Source organism: Rhizobium sp. P1_E6 (genome assembly GCF_056405875.1).
In genome coordinates this window covers 1-11861 of the sequence record NZ_JBFUBG010000049.1, presented here as the reverse complement: position 1 = coordinate 11861, position 11861 = coordinate 1, and the positions used below count along the sequence as shown (strand labels likewise).

At 59.6% G+C, this 11861-nt stretch carries 10 protein-coding genes; 8 read left to right on the top strand and 2 right to left on the bottom strand.

Translation table 11 applies throughout. From position 1 onward, the window contains the following. Nucleotides 1–55 precede the first annotated feature (55 nt). Complete coding sequence (locus AC1D35_RS21405) at nucleotides 56–2059, top strand: CocE/NonD family hydrolase (protein ID WP_477939997.1); 2004 nt, start codon at nucleotides 56–58, stop codon at nucleotides 2057–2059. A gap of 3 nt (nucleotides 2060–2062) precedes the next feature. Here AC1D35_RS21405 and AC1D35_RS21400 read toward each other — a convergent pair whose 3' ends face one another. Then, nucleotides 2063–2977: an alpha/beta hydrolase gene (locus tag AC1D35_RS21400; RefSeq protein ID WP_477853998.1), complete on the bottom strand. Its 915-nt coding sequence runs from the start codon at nucleotides 2975–2977 to the stop codon at nucleotides 2063–2065. Between the two features lie 422 nt (nucleotides 2978–3399). Here AC1D35_RS21400 and betC point away from each other — a divergent pair, with 422 nt between their 5' ends. Both betC and AC1D35_RS21390 read left to right on the top strand, forming a co-directional pair. Next, nucleotides 3400–4914: a choline-sulfatase gene (gene betC, locus AC1D35_RS21395; protein ID WP_477853999.1), complete on the top strand. Its 1515-nt coding sequence runs from the start codon at nucleotides 3400–3402 to the stop codon at nucleotides 4912–4914. A gap of 15 nt (nucleotides 4915–4929) precedes the next feature. After that, on the top strand, nucleotides 4930–5094 hold the full coding sequence (locus AC1D35_RS21390) for a hypothetical protein (protein ID WP_162747164.1): 165 nt from the start codon (nucleotides 4930–4932) through the stop codon (nucleotides 5092–5094). A gap of 184 nt (nucleotides 5095–5278) precedes the next feature. On the opposite strand, the gene AC1D35_RS21385 is transcribed toward AC1D35_RS21390, so the two are convergent. Next, the gene (locus AC1D35_RS21385; RefSeq protein WP_477939994.1) at nucleotides 5279–7069 is read right to left on the bottom strand and encodes an ABC transporter ATP-binding protein; all 1791 of its coding nucleotides are present in this window, start codon (nucleotides 7067–7069) and stop codon (nucleotides 5279–5281) included. 475 nt (nucleotides 7070–7544) lie between these two features. On the opposite strand from AC1D35_RS21385, the gene AC1D35_RS21380 reads away from it, so the two are divergent. The 5 genes from AC1D35_RS21380 (at nucleotide 7545) to AC1D35_RS21360 (ending at nucleotide 11819) form a co-directional block, all read left to right on the top strand. Continuing rightward, the gene (locus tag AC1D35_RS21380) at nucleotides 7545–8831 is read left to right on the top strand and encodes a GGDEF domain-containing protein (protein WP_477939992.1); all 1287 of its coding nucleotides are present in this window, start codon (nucleotides 7545–7547) and stop codon (nucleotides 8829–8831) included. Between the two features lie 207 nt (nucleotides 8832–9038). Beyond that, complete coding sequence (locus AC1D35_RS21375) at nucleotides 9039–9428, top strand: GFA family protein (protein ID WP_477939990.1); 390 nt, start codon at nucleotides 9039–9041, stop codon at nucleotides 9426–9428. Between the two features lie 407 nt (nucleotides 9429–9835). Continuing rightward, entirely contained in the window at nucleotides 9836–10480 is a 645-nt protein-coding gene (locus AC1D35_RS21370) for a lysophospholipid acyltransferase family protein (protein ID WP_113298632.1), read from the top strand. Continuing rightward, complete coding sequence (locus tag AC1D35_RS21365) at nucleotides 10477–11424, top strand: phosphatidate cytidylyltransferase (RefSeq protein ID WP_113309033.1); 948 nt, start codon at nucleotides 10477–10479, stop codon at nucleotides 11422–11424. The genes AC1D35_RS21370 and AC1D35_RS21365 overlap by 4 nt, the downstream gene beginning before the upstream one ends. Continuing rightward, entirely contained in the window at nucleotides 11424–11819 is a 396-nt protein-coding gene (locus AC1D35_RS21360; protein ID WP_477939988.1) for a hypothetical protein, read from the top strand. Before AC1D35_RS21365 ends, AC1D35_RS21360 begins: the two co-directional genes overlap by 1 nt. Nucleotides 11820–11861: the final 42 nt, after the last annotated feature.

The window sequence follows — 11861 nt, the reverse complement described above, 5'->3', positions numbered from 1 at the left end:
CATTCAGGCGGCCAATCCCAGTTGGCTGCCCGAACAATTGCTTCCGGGGAGAACCATGAGCCAACGCTCCTTCACGACGATCGAGAACCAGTGGATCACACTTGAGGACGGAACGCGCCTTGCCGCGCGCATCTGGATGCCGGATGGAGCAGACGCCGATCCGGTGCCGGCCGTCTTCGAATTCTTGCCTTATCGCAAGCGCGATGGCACGAGCCTGCGCGATGAATCGACCTATCCGGTCTTTGCCGCCGCAGGTATTGCCGGAGTGCGCGTCGATATCCGCGGCTCGGGCGAATCCGAGGGGGTGATCGACGGCGAATATACCGAGCTTGAGCTTGCCAATGCCTGCGAACTGATCGCCTGGATCGCCGCCCAGCCGTGGTGCAACGGGTCGGTCGGCATGATGGGCATTTCCTGGGGCGGTTTCAACAGCCTGCAGGTCGCAGCGCTTCGTCCCCCGGCTCTGAAGGCCGTCATTTCGATCGCCTCGACCGTCGACCGCTATAATGACGACATCCATTACAAGAACGGCTGTCACCTTTCTGCGCAACTCTCCTGGGCCGCGACCATGCTCGGCTACCAGTCCCGCCCGCCAGATCCTGCCGTCGTCGGCGATCGCTGGAAGGACATTTGGCTGGAACGCCTCAGGGAGGAGCCCTTCTTCATGGAGGAGTGGCTCACCCACCAGCGGCGCGACGCTTTCTGGCAGCACGGTTCGATTTGCGAAGATTTTTCGAGTGTCCGGATCCCGGCACTTGTGATTGCCGGTTGGGCCGACGGCTATCGCAATACGCCATTGATGGCGATCGAGGGGTTGGGGACCGATGCGAAAGCGTTGATTGGCCCTTGGGTGCACAAGTATCCGCATTTCGCCTGGCCGAAGCCGCGCGCGGACTTCCACGGCGAGGCGATCGCCTGGTGGAACCGCTGGCTTCGCGGCGAGGAGAACGGTGCGGAGAAGACGCCGCAGCTTCGCGCCTATGTCCTCGATGCCGTACGGCCTGCACTACGCCGCGATGCCGACCCAGGTTTTTGGATCGCGAAGGATGCATGGCATGCACCCAGGATGCATTCGCTGCACGTCGGACCGTCAGGCAGGCTCGAGGAAGGTGTGGCGGACCCGCAGGCATTGTCGAATGACGTCTATCTGCGTTCGCCGCTCGATACCGGAACCGCCTCCGGGGAATATTTCACGCTGAAACCGGATGCCGAAATGGCGATGGATCAACGTGGGGATGATGCCGGCTCGCTGGTTTTCGAAACCGCACCGCTTTCTGACGATCAGGACTATCTTGGCCGACCCGTCCTCACTCTTGCGCTGCGTTGCGAGGGCGAAAACGCCAATATCTGCGCACGGCTTGTGGACGTGCATCCTGACGGTACGGCAACGCGTGTTGCATTCGGTGTCCTCAATCTTGCCCATCGCAATGGCAATGCCGAACCGGAGCCCATGGAGCGCGGGAAACAGACGACAGTGCGGCTGCTTCTGGATGTCTTCGGCTATCGGTTTCGTACGAGTCACCGCATCCGCCTTTCGCTTTCGACGGCCTATTGGCCAATGATCCTGCCACCGCCAACCGATCCGGGACTTGTCATCGACACCGCTTCGGTCGAGTTCGCCCTGCCGCTTCTGGGCGACCATCAGCTTTTTGCCGTGAAGGAACCGGAAAATCCCGATCCGCTGCCGAAATATATCGAGCATGCGCCGGGAGAGACGAGAAGGCGGGTCACGCGCGAACTGTCAGCCAACCGGACCGAATACGCTATTCGCGAGGATACCGGCCTCTTCGAGCATCCCGACACCGGGCTCAGCACGCGCCAGCTGCGAGACGAGATTTGGTCGATTGCATCAGACGACACGCGCTCGATGACGGGGCGGTCCACCTGGACCTGCGACATGCAGCGCCCCGGCTGGGCCGTCACCACGGTCGCCACCGCCTCGATCGGCTGCACGGCAACACACTGGATCATCGCGGCCACCGTCACTGCCTATGAAGGTGGTTTAAAAGTCTTCGAGAAGGACTTTGGCGAAAAGCAGATAGCCCGCGACCTGATGTAGTCCTCAGCGCGAGGCAAATAGCCGTACTGCCTCGCGCACCGCCCGGAATCCCTCCCGGGCGCCCTCACTCATGTGACGGGCACGCAACCAGGCGTGCACCATCTGCGGCTCCTCCCGAAACCAGACCTCGATGCCTGCGGCCGCAAGCCGGGCAGCATAGGTGCGGCCGTCATCTCTCAGGGGATCGAAGTGAGCAACGGTGATGAAGGCGGGCGCAAGTCCGTTGATCGAGGCTGCGTGAAGCGGCTCGGCCACCGGGTCACGCGGCGGAGCTTCTACGACGTCACGGTAATAAGCGACGTCGGCCGTGGTCAGGCCCGGCGCATTCGCCATCTCGACATAGGAACCCGTTTGCAGGTCGCCACCCAGCGCGGGGTAGATCAGCACCTGGCCGGCGACGCCGGGCAGATCCTCTTGCAAAGCCCGTACGGCCAGCCCCGCCGCGAGATTGGCGCCTGCGCTGTCACCGATCAGGACGACCTTGGCGCCGGTAGACGACAGAAGGTGTTTCAACACGAGGAAGCAATCCTCGCTCTGCGCCGGCCAGCGGTATTCGGGTGCCAGTCGGTAATCGACGGAAACGAGTTCGGCGCCAGCAAAATCTGCGATTTCAGCACAGATCGAGTGATGGCTTTCGAGCGAGCCGACAACGAAGCCGCCGCCGTGAAGATAAAGGAGAACGGTTGATGTCGTGATTGTCCGCGGCCGATACCGGCGGATCGGTATACGCAGCACCATGCCATCGGCATAGACCAGCCCCTGCGGCAGAAGGTGGTCAAACCGCGCGCAGAGCGCATCGTACCATTGCCGTTGCTGCTGGATCGATGCTTCGACCGCGTCCGGCGGATAAAAGCCTTCGCAAATCTCCAGAAACTCCAGAATACCCTCTTCGGTGGGCATCGGTCGGGCGGTCGGCATGAAGATCCTTCCACGTGCTCGCAAGATGCTGTCGAGGCGGCGGCCAGCCAATACCTCATCATGCACGCGCTCCGCCACGACACCTGTCTTGCCGCGACCCTTGGTGTCGCCGGCAAGTCTGTCGCTGGAAAACAGACCCGCGCGCTTGTCCGGAACAACCGATGTCGGCGAGGCGATAGTGCGCAGTCACTCGGTCGGCTATCGTTAAAGTGCCAATTGCGACCCACGCCGCCGAGAGGATCACTCATGCGACGACCAGTGCCGTTTCTGAAGAGGACAATGGATCTGATCGGCGCTAGCCGAAGCAGACCGGCACCCGCCGCCTACAAGCAGTTCCGTCAGGCGGTCGTCGACCGGTAGCGGATGCATCCGTAGGCCTTTCCCCCTTAAAGCCAACGAACACAAGCAACAGCGATTACATCATGGCGCGTCCCAATATTCTCATCATCATGGTCGATCAGCTCAACGGCACGCTGTTTCCGGACGGGCCGGCCGACTTCCTGCATGCGCCGCATCTCAAGGCACTCGCGGCACGTTCGGTCCGCTTTGCCAATAGCTATACGGCAAGCCCTCTTTGTGCTCCGGCGCGCGCCTCCTTCATGTCGGGCCAGCTGCCGAGCCGAACGCGTGTCTACGACAACGCGGCTGAATTTGCCTCCGACATTCCGACTTATGCGCATCATCTCAGATCCGCCGGCTATCACACCAGCCTGTCGGGCAAGATGCATTTCGTTGGCCCCGACCAGCTGCACGGCTTCGAGGAACGCCTGACGACCGATATCTACCCGGCAGATTTCGGCTGGACGCCCGATTACCGCAAGCCTGGAGAGCGTATCGACTGGTGGTATCATAATCTCGGCTCGGTCACCGGCGCTGGCGTTGCGGAAATCACCAACCAGTTGGAATATGACGACGAGGTCGCCTACAACGCCAGCCGAAAGCTCTACGACCTGTCGCGCCGCCAAGACGAGCGTCCCTGGTGCCTGACCGTCAGCTTCACCCATCCTCACGATCCCTATGTGGCCAGGCGCAAATTCTGGGATCTCTACGAGGACTGCCCGGCTCTCGACCCAACGGTTTCGGCACTGCCGTTCGACGAGATGGATCCGCATTCGAAACGCCTGCTCGAGGCCTGCGACAACGGGGCCTTCGATATCACCGCCGAACAGGTCCGGCGGGCGAGGCGCGGTTACTTCGCCAATATCTCCTATGTCGACGAGAAGGTCGGAGAAATCCTCGGCGTGCTGGAGCGCACGCGGATGCGCGACAACACCGTCATCCTGTTCGTCTCTGACCACGGCGACATGCTGGGCGAGCGCGGACTGTGGTTCAAGATGTGCTTCTTCGACGGCTCCGCGCGTGTGCCGCTGATGATTTCGGCGCCCGGCTGGCAGCCCGCCTTGGTCGATCAGGCGGTCTCCACGCTCGACGTCACGCCGACGCTTGCCGGTCTTGCCGGTCTTGATATCTCGGCGATTGCGAAATGGACGGATGGCGAAGATCTGGCACAACTGGTGAACGGCACGAACGCCCGCGGTCCGGTTTTGATGGAATATGCGGCCGAAGGATCGATTGCACCGCTTGTGGGAATTCGCGATGGGCGCTTCAAACTCACGGTCTGCGAGAAGGATCCGCCTTTGCTATACGATCTTCAGGCCGATCCGCACGAACTGGTCGATCTAGCCGGCGATCCGGCCTATGCGCAGACGCTGGAAGCGCTTCTCAGTCAAGTAAAGCTACGCTGGGACCTTGCAGGTTTCGATGCGGCGGTTCGAGAAAGCCAGGCGCGTCGCTGGGTCGTCTATCCCGCGTTGCGGCAGGGGTCTTACTATCCCTGGGACTATCAACCGCTACAGAAAGCCGCCGAGCGATACATGCGCAATCATATGGACCTCAACGTGCTGGAGGAGAATCAGCGTTTTCCTCGGGGCGAATGACGGTCGAAGAGGCGCGTGGCCGACCTGAAGGACATGTTCGAGCGTGATGTGTCGCTCGTCGCTGACATCCTCATTCGTCTGGCAACTGAACGCAGACACGGCTTGCTCTCTGAAGACCATTCGGCGGCCGAACAACGTTTCCACCCGTCTGCCCGGTATCGGCCGAGCGGTCGGGCATGATGACCGCGGATCCCGCAAATGCGTTTGGACACATTGGAGGACCAAATCATATCGGGGGTAGATGCGTCATGAGTACCTCACCCCCCCCCGGAAAACTCCAGCCTTCGCCGGTCCAGAAACCTGGAGCGGCTCAAAAAGGGCCTGGGCTCCAATCGCCGCCGGATGAAAGTTCAGTGGTGGGTCATCAAGCCACCAGACCCTTGGTCAACTCCAGCGCCTGCCGCTCGAACAACCGGCGATAGATGCCTTCCTTAAGCCGGATCAGCGCTTGATGGTCGCCCTCTTCAACAATCTTCCCTTTGTCGAAGACCAGCAGCCGGTCCAGCGCCCGCACCGTGGACAGCCGATGCGCGATCACCAGCGTCGTGCGGCCGTCCATCAGGCGTTCCATGGCCTGCTGAATCTGCACTTCGCTCTCGCTGTCGAGGCTCGACGTCGCCTCGTCCAGGATCAGCACCGGCGCATCAGCCAGGAAGGCACGGGCAATGGCGACACGCTGCCGCTCGCCGCCTGACAACTTGACGCCGCGTTCCCCCACCATCGTCTCATAACCCTTGGGAAGGTTCATAATGAAGTCGTGCGCACTGGCCTGTTTCGCCGCGTACTCGATCTCGCGGCGCGAGGCGGCCGGTCGACCATAGGCGATGTTTTCCGCCAGCGTGCGGTGAAACAGGATGGGTTCCTGCTGCACGATGGCGATCTGGCCGCGCAGGCTTGATTGCTTGACCCCTGCGATATCCTGTCCGTCGATGCGGATCGAGCCCGACGTCACGTCGTGGAGGCGCTGGATGAGCTTGACGAATGTCGTCTTGCCCGAGCCCGAATGCCCCACCAGGCCCACGCGCTCGCCCGGCTTGATGGTGACCGAAAAGTCCTCATAAAGCGGGGTGGGATGCGCGCCATATTGGAAGGTGACGCGATCGAAGACAATCTCGCCCTCGCCAATCTTGATAGACGTGGCGTGCGGTTTGTCCTCGATGCCCAGCGGCATCTTGTCGAGCAGCACCAGTTCTTCCATGTCGTTGACGGCACGTTGCAGATTGCGGATGTCCTGGCCTACATTGCGCAGATAGCCTTGCAGAACGAAGAACATTGCCAGCACGAATGTGATATCGCCAGCCGTCGCCAGCCCCTGCTGCCACATGATCAGGCCCGTGCCCAGAATACCTGCCTGCATGGAAACCATCATGAAGCCCTGGATCGTGCCGCTCGATGTGCCGCGCTTCCATGTCCGTCGCGTGCGGCTGTCCCATTTGGCCAGCACGTGGCGCAAGCGGGCCTCTTCGCGGCTTTCAGCGCCGAAGGCTTTGACCACCGCATTGCAGCTTATGGCATCCGCCAGCGCACCGCCCAGCTTGGTGTCCCAGGCATTGGCAAGCCTCGCCGCCGGTGACACGAAGCCCATTGAAAGCGCCACGGTTACGCCGATATAAATCAGCGACCCCGCCCCAACGATCAGACCCATGATCGGCCAGTAACTGCCCAGCACGATACTGGCGCCCACGAGCATGACGATGGACGGCAACAGGGCTACCAGCAGCAGGTCGTTGAGCGAGTCAAGCGCCCACATGCCGCGGGTGATCTTGCGCACCGTCGAACYGGCAAAGCTATTGGCGTGCCAGTCGGTCGAGAACCGCTGCACCTTGTGGAAGCCGTTATTGACCACATCCGCCATGATGCGCAGTGTCAGCCGGATGATGCCATTGAAAATGAACCAACGCAGTACCACACTGGTCAGGCCCAGAACGACGACGATGACAAAGGCGCGGAACGCACTATCAGCTGCATTGCTGCCGGCAATGGCATCGACGATCCTGCCGGAAAACACCGGCACCATGACTTCGGCCAACGTACTGGCAATCACCAGCACAATGATGATGCCGACCAATGCCGGCCGATGGCTCCAATGATGAAAAACAAAGCCGAGCACGTGGCGATAGGCATCGGCGCGGAAATCGAGCTTCTTGCGAGTCATTTTAACCAGCCCGGCCCCGTGTTTCGGCAACCGGTCCTCAAAATCGAGAGTTAGATGGCACAGCCCGAACGGGAGACGAAATGATCCCGTCAGATCAATCGGGCTATGAAGGAAGAGAAAACCGCATGTCGCGCCCTCGAGGCGGGCCGCGAATGGAAATGACCTAGTGTCGGGACATCCCACGCGGGAAGGTTTCGATGATTGCTGGTGTCATGCAACGCCTCCCTTATGTTCGATCTAAAGCGGTGAGCGTTTTGTACCGAACCAATTCGCCATTGCCAACCGGTTTTTTACAACCTTATCGAAAGTGATGCGAAAACGACACAATTTGGCTGGCGGACTGGCGAGAGCCCGTCACCCCGATCTGATACAGGTTTGCAGATCGTGAGGAGACTTCTTTAGGCCACGGGCGCCTCTTGCCGGCCGAAGGCGCACATCGCCTTGTCGGCGGTCACCTCCTCCCTAGATCTCCGATATGGACGCGGCGCAAACAACAGTCGATGGCAGATCGGTCAGAGCAGCCCCACGCAAGCCTCTGCAAAGGCTGAACGCAGCCGTTGTGCAGGAAGTCGAGCGCCAATTGGGTGGGCGCACGCGTGATATCCACCTCGATGGTGAGCTAGCTTATCTTTTTCGCGAGCGCTCCTGGCCGCAGGCTTCAAAAATCATCCGCGCATGGATGGTCTGGGTTATCGTGCTCGATGTCCTGACCTTGAGCCTCAACGCCGTCCTGCTTTCGATCGAGACTGTTGAGCCAATGCTGCTTCCAGCATCTATCCTTCCCCCCGCTGCGATCGTCACGGCGATAGCTTTTCGAAAGCCGCTGTCCCCGTGGCAACAGGGCGCTTTCCTTATTTCTGGGGTTTTCCTGATTCTACTGTCCGTGGCGTTGGTAGGCGTCAACACTGGTGGCGAGTTTTATGAACGGCACCTCACGATCATGCTGTTTGTGGCCGTCACCGCCATCGTTATATTCCCTGTCCCATTAAGCTGGACCATCACGATTGGTGCCTACGCCTTGGGCATCTACCTCGTGTTTCAGCTGCGAAATCCGGACATCGGCGTGGGTAGTGCAATTGCGGGAACACTGTTTTTCACAAGCGGCGTGGCTGCAACCCTGATGGCGCGCCGCACAGCAACAATCCTTGCCCAGAAGACTTTCCTGCTCGAGCTGCGGGATCGAAATCGCCTCGCGGACCTGACTGATGCAAATGCCCGCCTCGAACTGCTTGCGCGAACAGATCCGTTGACAGGTGTCGCGAACAGACGTTCGATGATGGACGCGCTGCAGCGTTGTTGGAACGACGATCATAGCCCAAACAACGGTGTCGCGATGCTGATGTGCGATATCGACGACTTCAAGAAGCTCAACGATAATCTCGGTCATTCCGAGGGCGATCGGTGCCTGGTCAAGGTTGCCGGCATTATTCAGAGCAGCATGAGAGATGAGCGGGATCAGGTCGCTCGCTACGGAGGTGAGGAATTTCTTGTTCTTCTTCCAGGCGCCCATGAAGAGGCTGCCAGGGCAGTCGCTGAGACAATCCGAGGACGTGTGGAAGCTGCCTCTCTTCCGAATCCGACATCTCACGTCATCCCTTATATCACCGTGAGCATTGGAGTAGCGACAGCGACGCGAGACGGTGCCGGGGCGTCGGCGGAAGACCTTCAACGCCAGGCTGACGCGGCTCTCTACCTTGCCAAGAAAAGAGGAAGGAACTGCGTTGTTTCCTACGGGGCCGAAGCAGAGCAAGCCTTGAAATGAGCTGATGGTCCTTAGCGTGTCATAGATGGACAGCCCGGCGAGACAACTCGAGTGATCTGCTTCCGCCGCAAAGTCGACGTGGACCAAGGCAGGGCCCGATCTGCACACGGACGGTACCTCAAAGGCGTCTTTAAGCATTCGCATCGAGCGCCAAGTGAACCTTCCTTCGGCGAAATCGGTTCTATTGATTACAGACGGAAAACGACAATGGAGGAAACCATGGCTCGTCATGGCGGCTGCCTGTGTGGCGCGGTTCGATATCAGGTGGCGGGAGAGCCATATCGCATCGGTCTTTGCCACTGCGCTGATTGTCGGAAAGAAAGCGGATCGTCCTTCACATCCTTCGCCCACTGGTCACGCGACGCATTCTTATTTTCCGGCCATATCGAGACCTACAAGGGGCGCAGCTTCTGCCCTCGATGCGGCAGCAGGCTGTTCTGCCTGAACGATAACGACGTCGAGATACGCTTGGGCTCGCTTGACGCTGCGCCTGCCCGACTCCTTCCGGAAATTGAGGTCTGGACGAAGAGGCGCGAACCTTGGCTGCAGCCGCTAAACGGGACAACTCAGCATGTCGAAGACACGCCTCCGGAGTAGAGCGACTGTTCCCGGCTCGGCAGAGCTTGGATTGGTCTCACCGTTCGAGAGCTGCGATGGCATGTGGAATGTCGTCAAAGCACTCTTGACGGTCATGTCGCCCCTTATCGCTGACTGGGTGCTCAAACGCAGTTTGGTCTCAGTTGGGTATTGAATATCCAGTGATAAATGAGTTTCAACAACCAATCGCGCAATTTACGGTCGTTTCATCAGTTCATGATTATGTACACGACGCCTCGGGTCTGAGCAGCGGCAACTGAGTGGCCTTCTCGATCTCCACCGGCTTCGGCCGGAGCCCGACGACCCGACTACTCCTTTCGGTTGAAAACCTGCAAAGCTCCTTCCTTCCGCCGATGACGATGCTAGAGTTTCGACTAGTGACCCGGCTAACATCGACAGAGTGGTGAATGAAGGCATTGCTTACAAAAGCCGCGGCGACGGTCATCGTACTGTTCGCCCGCGCGGTCACGGCGGTCCGCGCCGTGTGGCCCGAGGGAGGGCTGCCTTCCCGCCCCTGCGTTTATTATGCCAACCACTCCAGTCACGGCGATTTCGTTCTGGTCTGGACGGTATTGCCGCCAAGACTGCGTCATCGGGCTCGTCCGGTGGCAGGGGCCGAATATTGGCTGAAATCCTGGCTCAATCGCTTCATCGGCAGCGATGTCTTCAATGCGGTGCTGATCGCGAGGGATCGGGACAAGCGGACGGAAGATCCCGTTACGCAGATGGCCTCGGCCATCGATGACGGTTCGTCCCTCATTCTCTTCCCTGAGGGTACGCGAAACCAGTCCGATGCCCGGCTCCTTCCGTTCAAAAGCGGCATTTTCCATCTGGCCGTGGCGCGCCCTGATGTCGATCTAGTGCCGGTCTGGATCAGCAATCTGAACCGCGTCATGCCAAAGGGTGAGATCGTTCCGATACCGCTGATCTGCACTGTGACCTTCGGCAGCGCTTTGCAGATCGCGCCGGGTGAAGACAGGGATGTTTTTCTTGAACGGATGCAGGCCGCTCTCCTGGCTCTGTCTCCGAACACTGTAGGCGGTGGGGAATGAGTGGCGCGAATTCCGATCTTATGACGCTCGTAGCCGGAATCTTCGGCGTGCTCATCGTTGCGTCAGTCATCGGTTACATATTGCAACAACGCCTCTCGCCGAATGGTTCGAACGCAGCTGTCGAAAACCTCAACGCGCGGATCAAGGCCTGGTGGGTCATGGTCATCCTGATCGGCATCGCTTTCATAGCGGGCCGTATCGGCGTCTTGATCCTGTTTGGCTTCTGTTCATTCGCAGCACTTCGCGAATTCGTAACCCTCATCAATACCCGAAGGGCGGATCATTGGGCGCTTGCGGCAGCCTTCTTCGTCGTCGTTCCGATCCAGTATTTTCTGCTCTGGGCTGAACAATACGGCATCTTTTCGATCTTCATCCCCGTCTATGCCTTCCTGCTGATGCCGATCATCTCGGTACTCCGAGGCGATACGGAGCGCTTTCTCGTTCGCATCGCGGAGGTACAGTGGGCCCTGATGATCTGTGTCTTCTGCGCTTCCCATGTACCTGCACTGCTGACCTTGAAGATACCGGGATATGAGGGGCGCAATGTGCTGCTGATCGCCTTTCTGGTCATCGTCGTCCAGCTTAGCGATGTCCTGCAATATGTCTGGGGCAAACTGTTCGGGCACACGAAGATTGCGCCAAGACTGTCGCCATCGAAAACGGTCGAAGGCTTTGTCGGTGGGATCATAAGCGCGACGCTGATTGGGACAGGCCTTTGGTGGATTACACCATTTGCCCCGCTTCAGGCGGGGCTGCTCGCCTTGGTCATCACCCTGATGGGCTTCTTCGGTGGCCTGGTCATGTCGGCGATCAAACGCGACCGCGGTGTCAAGGACTGGGGCAATCTCATCGAGGGCCATGGCGGATTGATCGACAGACTGGATTCCGTCGTCTTCTCGGCACCCATCTTCTTCCATCTTACCCGTTACTGGTGGTCGCTCTGATGCCTGTTGTCCTGCAACGTCTGTTGCGCAGCGGTGTGGTACACGTCCTGTTCGCTTTTCTGGCGATGGGCAGCTGGGCCGTCTTCGCCAATCGCGTTCATACCATGCCAGCGCCGCTCTATGCCGGTCTTGTGCAGGGGACGATATCCGCCTGCCTGACGCTTTTCCTGAAATCGGTGATTGACTGGCTTTCCAGCCGCTTCAGCGGTTCAGCACGATTTTGGGCGCCACCGCTGATCGCCTGCCTTGGCTCGGCCAGCATTCTCGCGGCGATCCACGCGGCGAGCGGCACACCGGAGATACTCCGGACCATCGCGCTGCCGCTGCTGGTGTCGACGACGTATGCTGCAATCTACAATTATTCGATCTCCACAAGACGAGGTTTTGACACATGATGGAGACAGGAGACAGGAGACCTCTGGCGAGCCGCAATACCC